Raw genomic sequence first — 20866 nt, 5'->3', positions numbered from 1 at the left:
TTTTTTTAACTAATTTAAAATCGCCGACATTAAAAAAGATAATGGTGTTACTATTTAAATGGTGTTAAATCAAAAAGTAATCCCTGAATTCCAATCTTTTTTCAATTTTTAGATCAAATAAAATTGACTGTAAGGCAAAATCTTATAAACTTATAAAAGTATTTTAAAACAGTATTAGTAGAAAACACCTCTTACAAGAGCATCACTCCAGTCAATTTTATCCTAGATTCCATTTTATCCAGTCCTGTTTCAACGTGTGGATACTAAAAGCTTTGATCCCATTCCATTTACAATTCCATAAAGAAAGAAGTTGTTGATGTACGTTAAAACATGGATTTTTTCAGAAGCAGTAAGAGTTCCATCTTCAAGTGTGAAGTCTACCTGCCTGAAATACATTTCTGCTGTGAGCTTTCCGTTAATAGCTTTTCGATAACAGCCTTCAGATACACCTTTTTCGAGGTTATGGATAAAAAAAGGTAAAAACTTTGTTTTTCTGGATTCTGTAATCAGATCACTTATATCGGGATAAAATTTCAAAAGATCACTCAGAAAAATTGGTGTAAATTCAAAATTATCATTCTGAATAAATTCAAAAAAACTACTAAGTTCAGAAAGTGCATCTAAAGAAATGACCGAAAGAGTCTGTATATATTCTTCAGTCCTTCTTAATGCATTTGTTACGATATCTGTAATAATAGTTTCTTTATCTGTAAAATAAATATAGAAGGTCTTTTTAGAAATACCACACTTCCTGCTAATAAGATCTATAGAGGTTTTCCTAATTCCTTCTTTAGAAAAAAGCAAGGAAGCTGCTTCAATAATTTCTTGTTTTTTATTCATGGATGTAAGCCTTTTAACTTATATTTCCTCTGTCACTTTGCTGCTATAAATAACAAATGGTAATAAGCTGAACACACTATATTATAGGCCGGAACGATCTAATTTATAAATCTTACAAGATATTCTAAACCAGCAGTCAAAAAGATTAAAATAGCCAAGAATAGTCTACTTGTCGCTTAACTAATATTTCTCAATTGGCCCTGCTGATTCAAAATCAGTAAAAGCGATAGAAAGTCGGTTTCAGCACAAATCCAACGCGGAGCATTCCGCGCTCTTTCTTGAAATCTATCAGACTTTCACTGTATCCCTGCCAGTATTGCAGGGTAATGAGCTGGTTAGCATTTTTTGTAAGACGGTAACTTATTGCACTATTTATACTTCCTTTAAAATCCCAGTCAGCTCCTTTTCTGACCGTGAGATCAAAAAATAGTCTGTCTTCATGTATTATCCATTGCAGCTGTCCTTCCGCATAACCAATATATTTTGGAAGTGAAGGATTGTTGTCTATAAGAAATGGAAGCCAGAGTTTTACCCCTACCATTAGCTTGGGAGAATATAATCTAATAAAACCCACCGACACGGCATTAAAACTTCGTGAATAAATACTGTCTCGTCCGTTGGATTCATGTTCAATTCCCATATTCAAAGCCCCTATAAATTTTTTGTCACGGTATACGGGTTTAAGGAGCATAAGTCCTGGATTATAGTTACTTTCTTCAAATGGACTTGATGCTTTATAAATCTTCCAGAATGATTTTTGTGTGTAGGTCAAATAGGGATAAGCGCCAAATACGGAAGCTTCATTAGATAAACGTTGTTTAAAACTGATCTGAAACTTAGCATCCATTGAATTTTTTGTAGGCTCCTCACTGAGGTTGACACCCGTCACAAAATAATTATCTTTAAATATTGAAAAAGCAGGAAGCCCCGTAATAATTTGATCGACAGACTCTTTGTCTACAGGAAATTGAGCATATGAGCTGAAAACAACGGACAGCAATAAAATTGAGAAGCCAAATTTCATGATACTTTTTTGCAACAAAAGTATGTCGGTGAACTCCAAATTAACAGGTCTGCTTATCGCCCATATTGGTCGATTAGGTGCTTTTTGCATTTGCAATCGGTTAGATGCTTTCTGATAAATACCTATTTTGCACCAAAAGCTGTAAAGTAAAAATCACCTGCTTTGCTAAAAACAACAACAGTATCTATTATAATATATGTCCCTTTAGCAGCAAAAAAAAGCCACTGTCCGCCAAACGTACGCATTTCCGCTTCATTGATATAACAATGCATTTATTTTGCGCTAATCTTTAAAGCTTACAGGCATGGGGTGGGCGATCATATTATTAAAGTAAAAGTGTTTATTATGAATGTAGATCTTATTACTAAGGATGACCTTGAAAAATTTAAAAAAGAACTGCTGGAAGAAATAAGGAGCTATCAACAGTATCCGCGCAAGAAAGGCGAGGAAACGCGCGTCTGGCTCAAAAGTTATGAGGTTCGTAAACTACTAAGCATTTCAGCAGGCACTCTGCAAAACCTGCGAGTTAATGGCACTCTGCCATACAACAAAATTGGAGGGCTTATACTATCGTTATGAGGATATCCAAAAATTAATGGATGGTTCGTGCAATCGTAAGTAACTACATAATACAATAAGCCGAGCTCTGCAACCAATTTTGTGACTCGCTAAAAACAGCTTATAGAAAAGATTCTATCAAATTCTGAGGTTTTCGCAAAGAAAACCAACAGTAGTAAAAGAAGTAAAACGCGGCAAACCAAAACCTATTCTGCTATTAAAATATTACTATTCAGTATTTTGACAAAAAAAAGAAGATCCAGAATGTGAGCTTTACAGTAAACTAAATTGAGCCTCTTAGAAATGTTGCTAAGAACCTCTTTGCGTAATTTTGCTTTGTAATTATAACGTAAATAAAAATGAAAGTTTTGATAACAAAAAGAATTGCAACATTAATAGTCTGCCTGGTTATGGGGACCGTTAGTTTTGCTCAGAAAGCATTTACGCTTTCCAGCAAAAATCTTCAAGGACAGGCAACCGCAAAAGAGAGACTAAACAGTCTTGGCTGCAATGGCGAAAACCAATCACCGCAACTATCTTGGCAAAATGCTCCTGAGGGCACTAAGAGCTTTGCTATTACAATGTTCGACTCTGATGCTCCGACCGGCAGCGGATGGTGGCACTGGATAGTTTTTGATATCCCTGCCAATGTCAACGACCTGGTCTCAGGTGCGGGAAACATTTCTGCCAAACTCACACCAAAAGGAGCAGTACAATCCCTAACAGACTTTGGTGTTCCGGGATATGGAGGTTCTTGTCCCCCTCCGAACACAGGAATCCATAAGTATACGATAACTGTATATGCATTGAAGACAGATCACTTAGGTTTGAATGAAAATACACTTCCGCCGGGTGTTGGATTTAACCTCTTTAAAAATACGCTTGCCCAGGCAAGTTTAGTCTTCTATGACCAATATTAAGAAGTAAAAGCGGGTAAAATAACTTGTATTAAAAAAGTAAAATCTACAACTTAAAACATTAAGATATGATGTGTTGCCGTTAGATGTGCAGCTGATTTTCGCTGTGATTTAATAAATAATTTAAAAATAAAGTAAAGAGTAAAAAGTTGAAATTAAAAGGTATGAAAATATTAAAATTTATTGTCATTGTTTCAATAATGATGTTGGGACAGGCATATGGTCAGAACAGTAAAACAAAATTAAATAAAAAAGAAAAGAACATGGAAACTTCAAACAATCAAGATCATTACACCTTCAAATTAAGCGATAACGTTACTAGAGAAAACGTGACTTTTAAAAATCGTTATGGAATTACCTTAGCAGGTGATTTATATCTTCCTAAAAATCGTGGAAAAGAAACCCTATCAGCACTTGTCATTTCTGGACCTTTTGGTGCAGTAAAAGAGCAATCTTCTGGACTTTATGCCCAAATTATGGCTGAACGTGGTTTTGCTACATTAGCATTTGACCCATCGTACACTGGCGAAAGCGGAGGTATGCCTCGCAACGTAGCATCACCTGATATTAATACCGAAGATTTTGGAGCGGCGGTTGACTATCTAGGATTACAGAAATTTGTTAATAGAGAACGAATTGGTATCATTGGTATTTGTGGAATGGCAGGAATGGCATTAAATGCGGTTGCTGTTGACAAACGTGTTAAAGCTGTAGCTACAACGAGTATGTATGATATGACTAGAGTTATGTCAAAAGGTTACAATGATTCAATGACTCTAGAACAACGTACAGCAGGCCTTGAGCAAATGAGCGAGCAACGTTGGAAAGATGCAGAAAATGGTACTCCAGCTGCCGGCCCACGCGTTTTACCTGCAAAATTGGTTGGCGGAGAGCCTCAGTTTGTGGTAGATTACTTTAATTATTACTGTACTCCTCGTGGATTTCATCCAAATTCTGTAAATTCAAATGGATCTTGGTTGGTTACTAATCCATTATCCTTTATGAATATGCCTTTGCTATCCTATATTAAAGAAATTTCGCCAAGACCAATGTTACTAATAGCTGGCGAAAATGCACACTCAAGATACTTTAGTGAAGATATTTACAAAATGGCAGCAGAACCAAAAGAGCTGATAATTATCCCGGATGCTGTTCACGTTGACCTGTATGATAAAGTTGATGTTATTCCATTCGATAAATTGGAAGCGTTCTTCAAGAAAAATTTAATCTAATACTTTTAAAATTTAAGAGTTCAATGGAATTTACTAAAATGGCTGAGGTTTGCACTTCAGCCTTTTTATGCATCTACATATTTTAAATTTGCCAACTAATTTTTCAAATAACTAATTCATATTTAGTACTAGCTTGATAGATCTTTCTTGTTTACGATTTTGTTCTTGGTACATTCATATTTTTGCTTAATTTAAAAGAATTAGTTGAAAACCTCTCCAAGATAATTTATGCGAATCTCACCATAATATTGCCTCATAAGGTTTTCCATATTGATTTTCTTTTGGCTTTTTAATTCGCCTTCAGGCATACTTTTAAATTCTTTTGCATAGTCATCGAGCATTATACGCATATACCGGCCAATTGTCGAAATAAAGCATTTTTTATATTTGAATTTCTTAAATTCGCATGATGAAAGAAAGTATAGTTAGAGTGTATTCAAAATTTAACAGTGAATTGAAGCTAAAGGGCTTTAAAGCATTTCAAATCGACGATGACACCTCTGATACCAGAGAGTATAGCCGGAAAGAGTTCTATAAGATATGTCTCACAACCGGCAAGAGTAAGATCCACTACTCTGATAAAAGCTATGAGCAAGAAAGTACAATACTTTTTTTTGGAAATCCCCATATTCCTTATTCTTGGCAAACCATTTCCACCACCTATGTTGGCTACACCATTCTTTTTTCCGAAGAATTCTTTAAAAATTCCGAACGTTTAGAAAGTTTACAGCGATCATCATTCTTTAAAATCGGCGGAACACCTGTTCTGAAAATCACAGAAGGGCAGAGAACTTTTCTCAATACTATTTTTCAAAAAATGATTTCAGAACAGGAAAGTTCATATGTATTTAAAGACGAGTTGATCCGAAACTACATCAGTCTGATCATCCACGAATCTCTGAAGATGGAACCGTCGGAAAATTATGAACAGACCAAAAATGCATCGTCCAGATTGTCATCCGTTTTCTTGGAATTGCTGGAAAGACAGTTTCCGATTGAGACCACTTCGAATCCTCTACAGTTAAGAACGGCGCTGCAGTATGCACAGTATCTCAACGTGCATACAAATTACCTTAATCGTGTCGTCAAGGAAGTCACAGGTAAATCAACGACCTCCCATATTACCGAAAGAATAATTACGGAAGCAAAGGCACTGCTGCTGCACACAGATTGGAGCATTTCAGAGGTCGCATTTGCTCTGGGATTCGAATACCCAACCTACTTCAATAATTTTTTCAAAAAAATCACCGGAACGAATCCAAAAGCGTTCAGGCTAAATGAAGTTTGAAATTCTTAATTTTTGGTTTGATTATCGTTACCTTTTAATTTCCATCCGGGAATATCTTTGTAATACAACATATGCCAATTGAATAAATGGTATAGTGACCGTTGTATAACTTGTCGAATTAGAAAATCCATTTAAATCATTGATATATGAATCACAATAAAAAAAATTCGAGGAGAGGATTCATTCAACAAACGGCACTGGCAAGTGCGGGAATAATACTCGCGACTCCAATAAAGATGTTTGCAGAAATAAAAATCAACAAAAATATGAGTAAGAATATTAAGACTAGAGGCTATGCCGCCAAAGATAATTCGGGAAAACTAAGCCCTTGGGAATTTGAACGAAGACCTGTAGGCGACAACGATATTTTAATAGATATAAAATTTGCCAGTATCTGTCACTCTGACATTCATCAGATGAAAGGAGATTGGGGAGAACAGCAATATCCACAGGTACCGGGACATGAAATAGCGGGGATTGTTTCCGCGGTAGGAAAAAATGTAACAAAGTTCAAAGTTGGAGACCGGGCCGGTGTGGGATGTATGGTAGGCAGTTGTATGGAATGTGACAATTGCAGGCATGGAGAGGAACAATACTGTGATAAGGGTACAACATTATTTACTTACGGCTATCCGGACAAGACTTCCCCGTCAGGGATAACACAGGGTGGTTACTCAAACAATATTGTCGTGACAGAACATTTTGCGATTCATATTCCTGAGCACATTTCATTGCAGGAAGCTGTCCCACTGCTTTGTGCGGGAATCACCACGTATTCACCAATTATGAACGCCAATTTTAACATTGGAGACAAGGTAGGTGTTGCAGGTATTGGAGGTCTGGGACATCTGGCTGTTAAAATTGCAGTTTCAAAAGGAGCAGAAGTTTACGCCTTTACCACTTCAAAGGATAAAGTCAAAGACATTTTATCTTTTGGAGCCAAAGAAGTGATTGTTGTTGATGACCTTGACAAACTGAAACCATTCAAGGGAAAACTGGATTACATGATTTCCACGATCCCTGTTCAGTTTGACCTGGCAGCCTACAGTTCTGTGGTAAAACCTCACGGACATTTTACTCAGGTCGGTATGCCTGCAGGTTTTGAAATAACCGTAAGCACTATGGGACTCGGAAATAATCGAGTTAATATCAATGCTTCTATGATCGGCGGAATACCCGAAACCCAAGAAGTGGTTCACTACTGCGCAGACAACAAGGTTCTTCCGAAAATCGAAATTATCAATGCAAGTCAGATCAATGAGGCTTGGGCGAAAGTTCTGCACAAAGAAGCACGTTACCGATACGTCATCGATGCAGCCACATTCTAAAAACTTATATTCAATGGGAGTAGAAATGCTCCCATTTTTAATTCAAACTGAGAGCGACAATCTTTTTTGACAATACAAGACCCGGAACTACGAGGCTAAGGTTGCTGCTAAAAAATAAAATGGTAATCCATCTGTTTTTTTAAGACTTTTCTATCTCTCAAAAATTAAAAAAAAAGATCACCACCTGTTATGGTTCCCAAGCCACCTACCACACCAATAATTTCTTTTATTCAGGACAAATTTATGCAATGGCAAAATAATACTAATTTGTTAAGATGCAACACTATCAAAAAAGTATTCGATAACCTTTTGATTAGCGGTAATATTTTATTACTTAATATGCAATAACTTTGTCCCATAATTACAAGTCTTATGGAATATAAAATTTTAGGAAAAAACTGTATTACCGGTAAGTAAATTTGCATTGGGAGGGTGCATTATTTGGACAGCGATGGGGCTATGGTGCGACCGAGAGTGAAGCTGATCGTATATTGGCACTGTATACCGATCCTGAAGATCCAAATTATATTGAATGGAATTATAAAACAGTTATGATATTAACATCAAAATTTCATCATCTGAATTAATAGATATATTTGTAACAGATTGCACCATTTGTAAGTAAAGAGTAAGAGACTGAAAATTTCAGTCTCTTACTCTTTACTTGATTAAGGTTTCAGATCGTCAAACTGCTTATCAGCAGCGAAGACGTGCTGAACCTTTTCGACGGTAATTTCTTTAGGCACAGAGAATTCTGCAGTTTGCCTAACATCTAGAGATGATGAGCCAACATTAACCTTATAGCTTCCGGCTTCTGCTATCCATGCAGATTTTGTTGTGATAAATGATGCCAGGTCTTTGGATTTCAATGTCAATGTGACCGTTTGAGATTCTCCAGGTTTCAGATCTCTGGTCTTTGTGTATGCTTTCAATTCAGACCTCGGCTTATCAATCGATTGGTCAGGAGCTGAAAGATATAACTCCACCACTTCTTTTCCTTCCACTTTTCCTGTATTTTTTACTTCAACGCTTATCTCCAATTGATTGCTGAAAATTTTTGAACTGGTTTTGATCTTGGAATATGTAAAATTGGTGTAAGATTTTCCGTAGCCGAACTCATAAGATGGTTTTACATTAAATGTGTTAAAAAATCGATATCCTACATATATACCTTCAGCATAGGTCACATCCACCGGATTGTCCGCAGGGACTCCAGGGAAATTTTTAGCAGAGGGATGATCAATGTAATTTACCGGAAAAGTCATTGTAAGTTTTCCTGACGGATTGACTTTACCTGAGATCACATCCGCAACAGAATGTCCACCTTCCTGTCCGGGTTGCCAAGCCAGTAGAATAGCATCTACTTTATCTTTCCAGGAAGCTGTTTCAATAACTCCTCCAATATTTAAGATGACCACCACTTTTTTACCTTTTTCGTGGAAAGCCTTTGATACTTTATCCAGCATTTCCAGCTCATCAGATGCCATATTAAAGTCATTCGTAACTGATCTGTCACCGTTCTCCCCTGAATTTCTACCCAATGTAACAAAAGCGATTTCCGAAGTTGCTGCTTTTTGAGTAATGAATGCATCATCTATTTTCATTTCTGAAAGTCTTTTCGGAACAGCCAGTAATCCTTCAGCCTCTCTATTTTTTTGCTCTGCCAATTTTTCTCTTTCTGCAAAAGGTTTGTAAAGATCCACAAGCTCTTGGTCCAGTTTATAACCGGCTTTATTAAGTCCTTCCAGCAAAGATACAGTATGCTTGTTATTAACAGCTCCACTTCCAGTTCCGCCTGTAATCCATGCGTAAGAAGTCACTCCGAATAATGAAACTTCTTTTTGTTTATCTGCAAACGGCAAAGCATCTCTATCGTTTTTAAGCAGAACCATTCCTTCTGCTGCTGCATTTCTTGTCACTTCTGCATTTTGAGTCAAATTAGGTTTATTGCTGTATTTATAATTTGCAAACGACGGTGTTTTAAAAACAAATTCCAGAAGTCTTTTCACATTACGGTTAGCTACTTCCTGAGATAATTTCCCAGAATTCAACGCATCCAGCACAGCTTTTTTCTGCGTTGGAATTCCCGGCATCAGCAAATCATTTCCTGCATTCATCTGTTTAACAACATCAGATACTACCCCATCCCTGATTGATGTAAAACCAGGAAAACCTCCGAACCAGTCTGTCATTACAATTCCCTTGTAGCCCCATTCATTTCTTAAAACCTGAGTCAACAGGTCTTTGTTTGCAGAAGCATATTGACCATTGATTTTGTTATATGAAGACATTACCGTCCAAGGTTGTGATTCTTTGACCGCAATTTCAAAACCTTTTAGATAAAGTTCTCTCATTGCTCTTTCGGAAACGTGTGCATTGATCGTCAAACGATTCGTCTCCTGATTATTTGCAGCGAAATGTTTGATGGAAGTTCCCACACCTTGAGACTGAATCCCATTAACGATAGCCGCTGCAGTTTTCCCTGAGATCAGAGGATCTTCAGAATAATACTCAAAGTTTCTTCCGTTCAACGGATTTCTGTGAATATTAAGGGCCGGAGCCAACAAAACATCAACGCCGTACTCTTTGACTTCACTTCCAATTGCTTCACCAACCTGCTCTAAAAGCGGTTTGTTCCACGTGGATGCCAATGCTGTCCCAACTGGAAATGCCGTTGCGTAGTAAGTTTGTGTATCATTTTCTCTTATTGGCGTAATTCTGAGCCCGGCTGGACCATCTGCGACAATTGTACTTGGAATTCCGAATCTATCGTAGGCTGTTGTCCCACCTGCGGAACCGGGAACTCTTCCTACTTTGGAATCCCCAATAGGACCAGTCAGTTCTTCTATTCCTGCCATTCCTATTCCAAGTAGAAGATCAGTTTTTTCTACATTCGTCATTTGATTTATGATAGCATCTATTCTTCTATCAGCCGAAATACGGGTATCTTCCCAAATATCCAATTTTCCGTTTTTATTAAAATCCTTAAATGACTGACCTGCAACCTTTATAGTATTACTTTGAGCATTTGCGAAAGGTGAAGCAGTAAGTAAAGCCAGAAAGAAAACTGCATATTTTGCTTTGTAAGAAAGGCTTATCAATGAAGATGTGTTCTTTTTCATATTATTTATATTACAATATTTTTTTAAAAATTAAAGTTGACGGACAGCTGACCTGTCAATGGCATTATGTAAGTTCCTGTCAAAAGCCTCCCATAATAAGGACTAGCATCTGTGATCAGTTCAGCACCATTTATGGTCCCACTAGCTCCTCTTTGGTTAAGGAAATTAATAACTGTTGCACCAAGGTTGATATTTTTGTTTACGGTATAACTTACACCTCCGAAGGTTTCCCATCTTGGTGCAAAATATAATGCATTGGTAAGATTCGCATATTGCTTTGAAAAATATCTGAAACTTGCCCAGAATCTCCATTTTTCAATAGAATAGCTTGGATCTATTTCCATAAGAACTTTTGCTACTCCCAAAACATTATTGTCATCGTAGTCGTAATCCGTTCCGAAAGCATTGAAATTAAATTTCTCGTAAACCGGATTCTGGAAGGTTAACAAGTAATGTAGATTAAATCCTTTAAAAGGTTTTAAAACAAAATCTGTGGTCCATCCAATGGTTTGAATATCGTAGTAAACGGTAACATTTTGAGATTGGGTTGTGTTTGAAGGATTAACAAGATTATATCTGTCAAGATTATTGTTCTTTTTGAGATAAGTTGCCTGGGAAATAAGCTGGATATAATCTGTATTCCAGAAAACTCCAAAAGCACCCAAGGGACTTTTTATTTTATCAGTATTGGGATCAAATGCCTGTGAATAGCTTTCCAATCTTCTGTTTTCTTCGGTATATAAGAAATTAGCAATAACACCAAAGTTCTTGCTGATGTTATAAGTTGCATTCAAACTTCCTGAGATTTGGAAAAAGTTTTTGTTGATTTGATTAAACTGGCTGGGATCTGTAAAGCTAAAACCTACGGTTTTAGGGGTCAGTGAAAATTCACCGTCAATACTGTGATGTCTCAAATGCAGACCATAGCTCAGATTAAGGTCATCCGTCACTTTCCATTCGTCTGTTCCGTAGACCGATATCTTATTTTCAGTTCCGCTATGATATTCACCTCCCAGATTATAACCGTAAAAACCATCAGCATCTGTACCCGGGCCGATCAATCTTTGAGGTTGCGCACCAACTGTCTGGAAAAAAAACGACCTGTTAGACGTGAATTTATCAACGTGATAGTACTGTTCTAAAACTCCTACTGTTAAATTATGATCTCCTATTTGTTTGTTTAGTGAAAAACGTCCCGCAATATTTGTAACTGGGGTCTTCGGAGTGTGCAGAGCCAGCTGTGTCCCTACCAGTCCTGAATAAGCCTGCCCAGTTGAAGCAATTGTGTATCCTGCTGACGGATCGGCATTGATAATACTTAAGGGAACGATGTTCGCCATTCTTGCATTGGCAAAGTGTGCTCTGGTGGAAAACTTGAAATTCCAGCCGTTATCCAATAGATAATTTCCAAGGATATCAAAATTATGCGATGTGTTTCGATTGTCATCTCCAGATACCTTACCCCAGTAGTCCATTCCTGACAAAATATCTTTCATTTTAAACATTCCATCGTTTACCACGTATGAATCTCTTCCGATTTTAAAATTTTCAAGTTCTGTCACTTTTCCATTTTCTCCATACTGAAAAAGTGCGTAATTGTTGACACCATATGATTCCGCATATTTGTAAAGAAACGAGATCTTGCCCTTGTCATCTTTAAAATACTTCGTTGCACCTGCTCTGAAAATATTGGTTTCGTCTACGTTTCTGGCAAATCCCAATTTATAAGTGCTCGGATCGTAGTTGAGGAAAGCACCTGCTGTGTAGGTCCATCCGTTTTTTGAAATTGGTCCGGAAACATTTACATCGCCCTGAAGCCAGCCAAAAGTGCTTGTGGTAAATTTTGCATTCAATTTAAAATCTTTAGTTCCGGTCTGAGAATAAGAGTTGACCGCAAAACCAAGATCACCCATGGTATTGGCCAACTGATCCATTTTCAGAAGTCCCGTTCTTTCGAGACCCACACTTTGTCTCCAGGTCTTATTTGGAAGTTCAGGCCAAAAAAAGTAAACGACAGGCAGGTCGTTCTCAAGAATTGTGATTCCGCCAACAGTTGAAGGCAAGCCGATATTTACGTCTCTTGGACTTGTATTGTTTGCTGCATTCAGCATCACATTTCTATTGTTCTCTTCTTTGGAATTCGTGACAGTTTTAATTCCCACGTCATTTTTTGTTGCTGCTTTTACAGCATTTTTCACAGAAAGACTGTCGGTCTCCTGACCAGATGCAATAGCGAAAGATAGTATCAATCCCAGTGGAGCAATTTTTAAAGTTGATTTTCTCATTGTTTGTTATGATATGGTTTTATTTTTTTCAACATATACCACGTCTATTTGCTGCCTATGGTTTAAATAGTTGTAATTTTAAAATGTAGAGCAGGTTATTATTTCTATTTTAAAAAATTTAATTTTTAAAAGTTTTTGCAATAAAAAATTTTATTGCGACGGCCAAATTAGAAAGAACGGCCATAAGTAATGTTTCTTAGAAGATCAAATTTCATTGCTATAAAGCTCATTTAGGTTACCATTGGATAGCGCCTTATTAATACACTGGCTATCACTGAAGTTCTTTTTATTTTATGATTTGAAAAACTTAACCTATGGTTTGAAAAGCTTACTGAAAAATGCTGCATTGTTTCTTAAATTTGAAAGAAAAAATGAAATGATGGAAACGACTAACATTAATTGTATAAATGAGATGCAATAGAAAATGAAAAGATTAAAAAAAAGGCTGCTCAACACTGGTATCATCTTTACGATGATGATCATCTTATTTTCACTAACAGTCTATATCTATATGCTCCAGCCTCAGTTCGGTTCTTTACCTAAGGGCAAAAGGCTTGAACTGATCAAGAAGTCTGAGCATTATATCGATGGGAGATTTCGTAACATCATTGAAAAACCAACGATTTCACCTGGGTATGATCAGTGGAATGAGCTATGGAAAACAATAGCAGAGGATCATCCTCGCCGTGAACCTGCGACAGCTTTGCCATCAATCAAAACAAATTTAAAGACCATATCTAAAGAGGCTGATATAATTATATGGTTTGGACATTCTTCGTTTTTTCTTCAGCTTGATGGCGTAAAAATTTTAGTTGATCCGGTATTCAGTGATTCTGCTTCACCATTACCTAACAGTGTGCGTGCATACAAAGGAACAAATATTTACACTGCTGGTGATATGCCTGATATCGACTATATGCTACTATCTCATGACCATTATGACCATTTGGATTATGAGACTGCAAAGGCATTACAGCCGAAGGTAAAAAAGGTCATCTGTGGACTTGGTGCTGGTGCGCATTATGAACATTGGGGGTATTCGGAAAAACAATTGATCGAAACCGACTGGGCGAACGAAACATTAATCAACAAAAGCTTTTCCATCTATTCTGAATCAACACATCACGAATCTGGAAGAACTTTCAAAAGCGGACAAAGCCAGTGGCTTTCTTTCGTAATCAAATCTAATGATATGACAATTTATTACAGTGGTGACGGTGGTTACACCGACCGGTTTAAATACATTGCCCGAAAATTCCCCAACATCAATTGGGCAATAGTTGAATGTGGACAATATGACAAGGCTTGGCAATCTGTTCATCTTCTTCCCAATGAAGTAGCACAAGCGACGTTGGACTTAAAAGCTGAAAATTTGCTTCCTGTCCATCATTCTAAATTTACACTCGCCAATCATCCGTGGGACGAACCTTTGAACGAAATCACAAAATTATCAAAGGATAAAGATTATCACCTGGCAACACCGAAAATTGGAGAAGTCATCCGGCTTAAAGATAAACAGCAGGTTTTCGAACAGTGGTGGTTAAAGCTGTAAAAAAATTAAAAGAAAGCTATCAATATTTTGTGAACCCAGTGCTTTTAGCAAACACGGAGAAAGATAAAATAGTCAGTTTTTACATGAAAGACCATTAGGTTTGTATAGAGTAGCATAGTCTTTAACAAAATTGAGGAATAAAATTGCCTTAAAGTAAATGCTGGGGACAAGTATAATAAGCTTCACAGTAAAGCAATGTGAGCCTTTAAGAAAAGATTAATCACTATCAAATATTTAACTTTGTATAAGTTAAATAAAAACACAATGGAAATCCAACTGAATAACAAATTAAAAACAATAAACTATTCCGGCATATTCTTATCATGCTTTTCGGAAGAGAGTGAAAAATGTATTGAAGGTGCGCCTGAGCATATTTTGGTTTATATTTATTCAGGTGAACAAATCATTGAAAACAATAAAGAAAGGATTAAATTGCAAGCGGGAGAATGTGCTTTAATCCGTAGGAACCACCGGGTGGTTATGTATAAGAATGGCAGGGGAGATGACCTGTACAAAGGAATATCACTTACATTTGATCGCAATACACTGCGTGAGTTTTACAGTAAAATGGATAAATCCGAGCTTCCAAAGAAATACTCCGTAACAGATAAAAATATTTTCAAACTAACACCTGGTGCCGACCTGGTCAGCTTGTTCCAATCCCTGACGCCCTATTTTGATGAAGATATAGAACCTACTAAAGCCATCGTTAATCTTAAAATGTTGGAGGGGATTTATGCCATATTGAATAATTCCGAAAATTTGCACCCTATACTCTTTGATTTTAGTGACCCCTGGAAAGTAGATATAATGGACTTCTTGAACAAACATTATACAGATGATCTTACAATGGAACAGATCGCTTCTTATACCGGAAGAAGTTTAGCTACCTTCAAGAGGGATTTTACAAAAATATGTGATCTTACACCACAGAGATGGCTTATTAAAAGGCGACTAGAGGCAGCATATTTAAAACTGAAGGACCAAGGCAAAAAAGTTAATGAAGTATATGTGGAAGTTGGATTTAAAAATCCCTCCCATTTTTCCATTGCATTCAAAAAGCAGTACGGCATTCCTCCTACCAAAGTATAGCGTTTATTATTATTGAGCTTGATAGCAATGAAAATTGAGCCTCTTAACAAATTTGTTAAGAGGCTCTTTATGTAATTTTGAAGATGTAATTATAACATTGCAACTAATCAGTCAATGGTAAATAATTCCCCATATAAGAAGTATGGTCAGAACTGTATAGTATTATGGAGGTATTAACATCAATGTTTGATTAGCCAGAATATACAACTTTCAATGAGGTAATGGTAGATCCCGCAAAACAATGCTGGTAAATAAATCACTCAAATTATAATCAAAATGGTAAAATACAATTTTTCGGGGCAAGCAGCCTTAGTAACTGGCGCTGGCTCAGGCATGGGTCTAACTACAGCCAAGGCATTTGCTGAAGCAGGTGCTTCAGTCGCAATGGCCGATATCAATGATGGAGCAAAAAGAGCAGCCGAAGAGCTTTCAGCCGCTGGTCATAATGTGATTGCAATCAATTGCGATGTTGCTGATGAGGATCAGGTACGGGCAATGATCGAACAGACAGTCTCTACATTTGGTCGACTTGACTTTGCTTTTAACAACGCTGGAGTTATGCAGACAAATAAATTCACCAGTGAAATGTCATCTGAAGAATGGGATCGGGTGCAAAGCGTTAATCTCCGTGGTGTATGGTTATGCCTAAAGTATGAACTAAAGCATATGGAGCAACAGGGAAGCGGTTCAGTAGTCAATTGTTCATCTGTAGGTGGCTTCGTGACAACAGCTGGACTTGGTGGATATATCTCCTCAAAGCACGGTGTCATTGGTCTTACCAAAACTGCTGCTGTTGAGTACGCACCTAAAGGTATCAGAGTTAATGCTGTTTGTCCCGGTACCATCAGGACATCAATGGTGGAATCAATGCTTAACAGCGAAGGATTTAGCATGGAAGAATTCGTCCGACTTATCCCTCTAGGAAGATTGGGACGTCCTGAAGAAATTTCAAATGCTGTGCTTTGGCTTTGCAGTTCAGATGCCAGCTATATGATTGGTCATGCTCTGCCCATAGATGGCGGGCTTTTGGTAATATAATTTCTTTATAAAGATTCTATTCCATATAACTACTGCTGTCTACCCTGTTTATTTTAATCACAGGAACCCAGCAGCATAATTCACTTTTTAAATATTAACATTAATTCATATTCTTATGTCGAAATCAACTATTAATCTTTCTACTCAAGAACTTGCTGAACAAAATAGGCTCGTCGTAGAGCGATTCTTTCACACAATGGAAACACAGGATTTTGAGGTGATTAAGGAAATTTTCGCACCCGAAGGTAAACAACTGATGCCTTATGCACCAAAGGGCTATCAAAGCAGTGTAAACGGACTTGATGCGGTCTATAAACAATTTAGCGAACTACCTTCCCGTTTCGCCTACTTCCGCTACCCACGTCGTCTTTATACTACTGACGACCCGAATCTGATCTTTGCCAAATTCACAGGAGAGATAGGACTTCATGACGGCAGTGTTTATGCAAACGACTATGTAGGAACTTTCAAGATGGAGAATGGTAAAATACTTGAGTATGCAGAATACTTCAATCCATTTATCATGGCTAAGGCTTTTGACATTGATCTGTCAGCTTAAATTTTGGAAACCTGTAATACTGCAGGCACTTGATCACCATTAATTTAAAAAAGATTAGCTATAGGTGATCTAAAATAAAGACACTGCAAATATTCTGCTTTCATATAATAATAAAGTGCTTATTCTTCACGGGATAAGCCTTTAAAAAAAACATATTGGTCTATAGCTTAAAAACAACAAATGCCCACATCTTATTTTTTGAATTTCAACGAATAATTTAAAATGTATAGCCACTGTATATTTCTTTTAATTTAGATTTTAATGCTTGTCAAAATAGCAATTAATTTCAACGCCTTAATAGTGATTTCCTAAAGTTCCTAAATAATCTATTTACGGTGCGATCTGGAGGTTCTATCTAATAGGCAGAGGAAGTTAATTATGAAATTATTCTCACTTCCTCCTAATAGATAATTCTGATTAGAAAATCTAAAGACAAAATTTAGTAATAAAAATGTTTCTAACAAAAAATAGTCACCATCATTAGTAAGCTGCAGAAAGCAGTAAAACTAAGAAGCCGAATTTCATGATACTTTTTTAAGTAAAAGTATGTCGCTGAACTCCCATTTAATAGGTCTGCTTATCTCCCATATTTGTCTATTAGTCGCTTTTTACGTTTGCAGACAGTTAACTGCTCTCTGATAAATATCTCTTTTGCACCAAACGTTGTGAAGGGAGAATATGCTGTTTTTGTTAAAAAATAACGACAGCATCTTTTAGAGTATATATACCTTCACCTTCATCAGCAAAAAAAAGCCATTGTCTGCCAAACGTACGCAAATCCACTTTATTGATATCACAATGCATTTATTTTGCCTAATCTTGAAGCTTAGACGCTTAAGGTGGTGGGGAATGATAGTATTAAAGTAAAAAGTGTGTAGTATGAATGTAGATCTTATTACAAGGGATGACCTAGAAAAATTTAAAAAAGAACTGCTGGAAGAAATAAGAAGCTATCAACAGTATCCGCGCAAAAAAGGCGAGGAAACGCGCGTTTGGCTCAAAAGTTATGAGGTTCGTAAACTTCTCAGTATTTCTGCCGGAACTCTACAGAATCTTAGGATAAATGGTACTTTGCCCTATAATAAAATTGGTGGGTTAATGTATTATCGTTATGAAGATATCCAAAAATTGATGGAAGGAGTAAATAATCTTAAGTGAAGAGAATATATGTTTGACTAAAATGACCTTCACTTGTGAAGGTCATTACTTAAAATTTTTTCATTCAAGAATAATATCTTTATGCTACAAGAGGATCATTAGTTCCTATTATTAAAAATTCATTATTCAATTTATTAGTCTTGTTCAGTGCATATCCATACATACCTAGATCTATAGTATGAATCTGGCAACCTGGCTTGCATACTATTAGCAAATCTGAAATTTCTTGTATAGATGGGACACCGTTGTTCCTGTAAGAGATTACTATAATTGAGTTTACGTGATTTAATATTAACTGTTCTAGTTCTTGTAAAAATCTTGCCGGTCTCTCGAATTCTTCGCTTTTATTTATTACAATTTCCCTGTTGTTTTTATCTGGATTAATGTGATTGGCTATTTCACCATAATTTGCCAGCCCTTCAAGGAAATGATATTTAGAATGATAAGTTGTATGATGTCCTTTTGAATTGAAATAGGGAGGATCAATATATATTAGGTCCGCGATTTCGTTACAATTAAGGGCCGAAGAATTTACTGCTCTATTTGGTTGACCATTTTCAAATGTAAATTCGTCTAATTCTTTTATGAATCTTGAAAATAGTTCTTCAAATGGTCTCTCCCACGTTTTTTTATTTCCGAAATTCCCCCCGGAATAGTTTAGTCTCATACTGAGATTATTCCTGTGAAATAAATTATAAGGCCTTTTAATTATACATGACTGGAAGAGAAGATAATAAGCACTCAGTCTTTGATTCTCATTTTCCAGCGCATTAGCATTTTGTATAAAGATGTCTATTTGGGCATTTTCTTCATTAGTGAAGTAAATGCCCTCAAAGTTTTCTTGAATGGTATTTAGATATATTCTATCCGCTACGGGTTGAAGCAAATCTACCGCATGATCATACGTTAATTCATTCGAAGTGTGTTCAATCAATTTTCTCCCTATCAGAGTATTAAAAGTAAAAATGTCATTGTAAATAACAGTCTTGCCCTTAACTTTTGAATAGTATGAAAAAATCGCAGTTCCTCCAAAGACGTCGAGTACGGAGTTGAATTCCAATCCAAGATTTTCAATTTCGTTCCAAATTCTTTCGACTAGCTTCCTTTTTGAGCCATAATATCTTGTTACCGGTAACTTTATTTTTGACATAACTCTAGAACAAGACTTTGTAAATTTTCATATTGGGGCTCGGCGATACAGGTTATCTGTTTGCCTTGCTTGTCTGGAATTGGCACTGTAAAATAATAGGGCTTTCCATTTAATGCAGCTCTTTCAGTATTGTAACCATCTTCCCTTTTTTTTGAATTCTCAATAAAATATTGATAATCCGCAACTGTTGAATCACTATAACCCCCTATTAAAATAAATTCGATCTCAATACCATGATTGGTCATCGGAGCGAATTTGTTGATCATAGATGAAGATTTTTTTAGAAAAGCATCAATATAGAATTTAGTTAGCTTAGTCTTGGTTTCGATATAATACAGCTTTTTTCCAGTGTTCACAAAAAAATCGATTTCAGTTTCCGCGCCTTTATCAAAAAATTTATGGTTTGCTAGATATACATACTTATTTTCTACTAAAATACTTTCAAGAATATCTTCAAAATACTTGAGTAAAAAATAATAACAAATGGCAGGCTTCAATGTGAAAATTATTTTTTTCGCCTTTACAGTTGGCACTGTTTTTCTAAAGTGGTCAAGCTTATTGGTAGTCTTATGATTTATCCAATGCAAAAGATTGTAACTATCTCCCTTTTTTTCTGTACTATATACTCCTAATGTGGTTTCTTGTGCCATTTCGGGTGACAAAAGAAATTGATATTCACTTAAGAAATCAAGGTTTTCCACTATTACAACTTCATTAAAGAACTTTATAAATTTTTCCTTTATTAGCGACTTATCGCTTATATAGAAGTTATTTTTTAAGTATGAAAGTAGCTGATTCAGCTCCACATCTCTACTGAGATCGGTAAAATCTTTTATTACGGTATCTTTTTTCAGTTCTACCGCTGGCTTGATGCTGTATGTATTTTCCAGAAGCATCCAATAATATTCAAGCTTTTTATCTTCTGATATATACTTTATCAAATCTACATTTGGATAAGGTAGCAAATAGTCACCCACTAAAAGGCCAACTTCTAATTCGTTCTCTACATCAGTCAGTAAGCTATATTCTTCAATAGCTGCTAGGTCAATACCATATGAGGAGTGGTAAAGCTCGAAGTTTAACCAAAAATCATAACGATCTACAAATTCAGCTTTAAGCGTTGCCCGATTAAGAAGAGATTGGGGAATGCACACCAATAATGGCTGGCTTTCCTGTTTGTTTGATTGTATTGTTGATCTGTAGAAAAAATCGTTTTCAAACATATCGATTTTTTGTAAACTTCCTTTAATCTTTTCGCTTTTTAACTGTAAAATAAGGGTTTTTAGAATTTTGGCGCCTTTTAATGCTGGGATTAACCTGTCTTTTGCAGAATCGTTTAATCCAATGAAACGGTTTTCCTTTTTATTTATAAAAAGTATCGAGGAATCAGACAACGCCTGCAAAAATTCTTCTAAATAAAACAATTCACTATTAAAATGGTCAGCTATACGAGAGAAAAACTGATCTGGGGTTAATCCAAGAACAACTTCGCCAGATTCTGATGTTTGGTCAGATAAAGATTCTGGCCTGACATTGATCTCTTTAATAAAATCGTCGACAAAAAGATCTTCAATTGTGAAGCCTTTGTCTTTATCCTTAATAACTATAATATCTTGTATCTGTGTTCCAATATCAAAGGAAATATCACAAATAGCTTTTATTATACCTTCAAGTTGAATCCTATAGATATAATGGGTTATGTTGCTTTTATTATCAAACATTC

Annotated in this window: 17 protein-coding genes and 1 pseudogene; 10 read left to right on the top strand and 8 right to left on the bottom strand. The window is 36.2% G+C overall.

Annotated features, from left to right (window positions below):
* Nucleotides 1-249 precede the first annotated feature (249 nt).
* From BUE22_RS16030 to BUE22_RS23745, 3 genes are all read right to left on the bottom strand, one after another.
* The gene (locus BUE22_RS16030; protein WP_073396405.1) at nucleotides 250-840 is read right to left on the bottom strand and encodes a TetR/AcrR family transcriptional regulator; all 591 of its coding nucleotides are present in this window, start codon (nucleotides 838-840) and stop codon (nucleotides 250-252) included.
* A 214-nt stretch (nucleotides 841-1054) separates the two neighbouring features.
* Complete coding sequence (locus tag BUE22_RS16025; protein WP_084540270.1) at nucleotides 1055-1954, bottom strand: phospholipase A; 900 nt, start codon at nucleotides 1952-1954, stop codon at nucleotides 1055-1057.
* Between the two features lie 32 nt (nucleotides 1955-1986).
* A complete protein-coding gene (locus BUE22_RS23745; protein ID WP_159438483.1) occupies nucleotides 1987-2136 on the bottom strand; it encodes a hypothetical protein in 150 nt (49 codons plus the stop codon).
* A gap of 73 nt (nucleotides 2137-2209) precedes the next feature.
* Between BUE22_RS23745 and BUE22_RS16020 the strand changes: the two are divergent.
* The 3 genes and pseudogenes from BUE22_RS16020 (at nucleotide 2210) to BUE22_RS16010 (ending at nucleotide 4571) form a co-directional block, all read left to right on the top strand.
* A pseudogene (locus tag BUE22_RS16020) lies at nucleotides 2210-2486 on the top strand (helix-turn-helix domain-containing protein).
* Between the two features lie 295 nt (nucleotides 2487-2781).
* Nucleotides 2782-3342, top strand: a complete 561-nt coding sequence (locus BUE22_RS16015; protein WP_165768476.1) for a YbhB/YbcL family Raf kinase inhibitor-like protein — start codon at nucleotides 2782-2784, stop codon at nucleotides 3340-3342.
* A gap of 161 nt (nucleotides 3343-3503) precedes the next feature.
* Nucleotides 3504-4571: an alpha/beta hydrolase gene (locus BUE22_RS16010; protein ID WP_073396743.1), complete on the top strand. Its 1068-nt coding sequence runs from the start codon at nucleotides 3504-3506 to the stop codon at nucleotides 4569-4571.
* Nucleotides 4572-4771: 200 nt separating this feature from the next.
* Here BUE22_RS16010 and BUE22_RS23740 read toward each other — a convergent pair whose 3' ends face one another.
* Nucleotides 4772-4921 carry a hypothetical protein gene (locus BUE22_RS23740; RefSeq protein ID WP_159438482.1) on the bottom strand — a complete coding sequence of 50 codons (150 nt, stop codon included), beginning with the start codon at nucleotides 4919-4921 and terminating at the stop codon, nucleotides 4772-4774.
* 59 nt (nucleotides 4922-4980) lie between these two features.
* On the opposite strand from BUE22_RS23740, the gene BUE22_RS16005 reads away from it, so the two are divergent.
* Nucleotides 4981-5859 carry a helix-turn-helix domain-containing protein gene (locus BUE22_RS16005; protein WP_073396739.1) on the top strand — a complete coding sequence of 293 codons (879 nt, stop codon included), beginning with the start codon at nucleotides 4981-4983 and terminating at the stop codon, nucleotides 5857-5859.
* A 146-nt stretch (nucleotides 5860-6005) separates the two neighbouring features.
* Nucleotides 6006-7187 (top strand): NAD(P)-dependent alcohol dehydrogenase, encoded by a 1182-nt coding sequence (locus BUE22_RS16000; RefSeq protein WP_073396402.1) that lies wholly within the window; start codon nucleotides 6006-6008, stop codon nucleotides 7185-7187.
* A 668-nt stretch (nucleotides 7188-7855) separates the two neighbouring features.
* Here the strand turns inward: BUE22_RS16000 and BUE22_RS15995 are convergent.
* Both BUE22_RS15995 and BUE22_RS15990 read right to left on the bottom strand, forming a co-directional pair.
* The gene (locus BUE22_RS15995; RefSeq protein ID WP_073396399.1) at nucleotides 7856-10309 is read right to left on the bottom strand and encodes a beta-glucosidase; all 2454 of its coding nucleotides are present in this window, start codon (nucleotides 10307-10309) and stop codon (nucleotides 7856-7858) included.
* Nucleotides 10310-10332: 23 nt separating this feature from the next.
* The gene (locus BUE22_RS15990; protein ID WP_073396397.1) at nucleotides 10333-12594 is read right to left on the bottom strand and encodes a TonB-dependent receptor; all 2262 of its coding nucleotides are present in this window, start codon (nucleotides 12592-12594) and stop codon (nucleotides 10333-10335) included.
* Nucleotides 12595-13018: 424 nt separating this feature from the next.
* On the opposite strand from BUE22_RS15990, the gene BUE22_RS15985 reads away from it, so the two are divergent.
* The 5 genes from BUE22_RS15985 (at nucleotide 13019) to BUE22_RS15965 (ending at nucleotide 17993) form a co-directional block, all read left to right on the top strand.
* Entirely contained in the window at nucleotides 13019-14146 is a 1128-nt protein-coding gene (locus BUE22_RS15985; RefSeq protein ID WP_073396394.1) for an MBL fold metallo-hydrolase, read from the top strand.
* A gap of 264 nt (nucleotides 14147-14410) precedes the next feature.
* Nucleotides 14411-15238, top strand: coding sequence for an AraC family transcriptional regulator (locus BUE22_RS15980; RefSeq protein ID WP_073396391.1), 828 nt, complete (start codon nucleotides 14411-14413; stop codon nucleotides 15236-15238).
* 276 nt (nucleotides 15239-15514) lie between these two features.
* Nucleotides 15515-16276, top strand: a complete 762-nt coding sequence (locus BUE22_RS15975; RefSeq protein ID WP_073396388.1) for an SDR family NAD(P)-dependent oxidoreductase — start codon at nucleotides 15515-15517, stop codon at nucleotides 16274-16276.
* A gap of 115 nt (nucleotides 16277-16391) precedes the next feature.
* Nucleotides 16392-16835 (top strand): nuclear transport factor 2 family protein, encoded by a 444-nt coding sequence (locus BUE22_RS15970; protein WP_073396385.1) that lies wholly within the window; start codon nucleotides 16392-16394, stop codon nucleotides 16833-16835.
* A gap of 879 nt (nucleotides 16836-17714) precedes the next feature.
* Nucleotides 17715-17993, top strand: coding sequence for a helix-turn-helix domain-containing protein (locus tag BUE22_RS15965; RefSeq protein WP_073396382.1), 279 nt, complete (start codon nucleotides 17715-17717; stop codon nucleotides 17991-17993).
* Nucleotides 17994-18072: 79 nt separating this feature from the next.
* On the opposite strand, the gene BUE22_RS15960 is transcribed toward BUE22_RS15965, so the two are convergent.
* Together BUE22_RS15960 and BUE22_RS15955 are read right to left on the bottom strand one after the other, a co-directional pair.
* Complete coding sequence (locus BUE22_RS15960; protein ID WP_073396379.1) at nucleotides 18073-19143, bottom strand: DNA adenine methylase; 1071 nt, start codon at nucleotides 19141-19143, stop codon at nucleotides 18073-18075.
* Nucleotides 19131-20864 (bottom strand): hypothetical protein, encoded by a 1734-nt coding sequence (locus tag BUE22_RS15955; protein ID WP_073396376.1) that lies wholly within the window; start codon nucleotides 20862-20864, stop codon nucleotides 19131-19133. The genes BUE22_RS15960 and BUE22_RS15955 overlap by 13 nt, the downstream gene beginning before the upstream one ends.
* Nucleotides 20865-20866 lie beyond the last annotated feature (2 nt).

It is taken from the genome of Flavobacterium pectinovorum (assembly GCF_900142715.1).
Taxonomy (GTDB): domain Bacteria; phylum Bacteroidota; class Bacteroidia; order Flavobacteriales; family Flavobacteriaceae; genus Flavobacterium; species Flavobacterium pectinovorum.
This window is presented reverse-complemented; position numbering and strand designations above follow the sequence as displayed.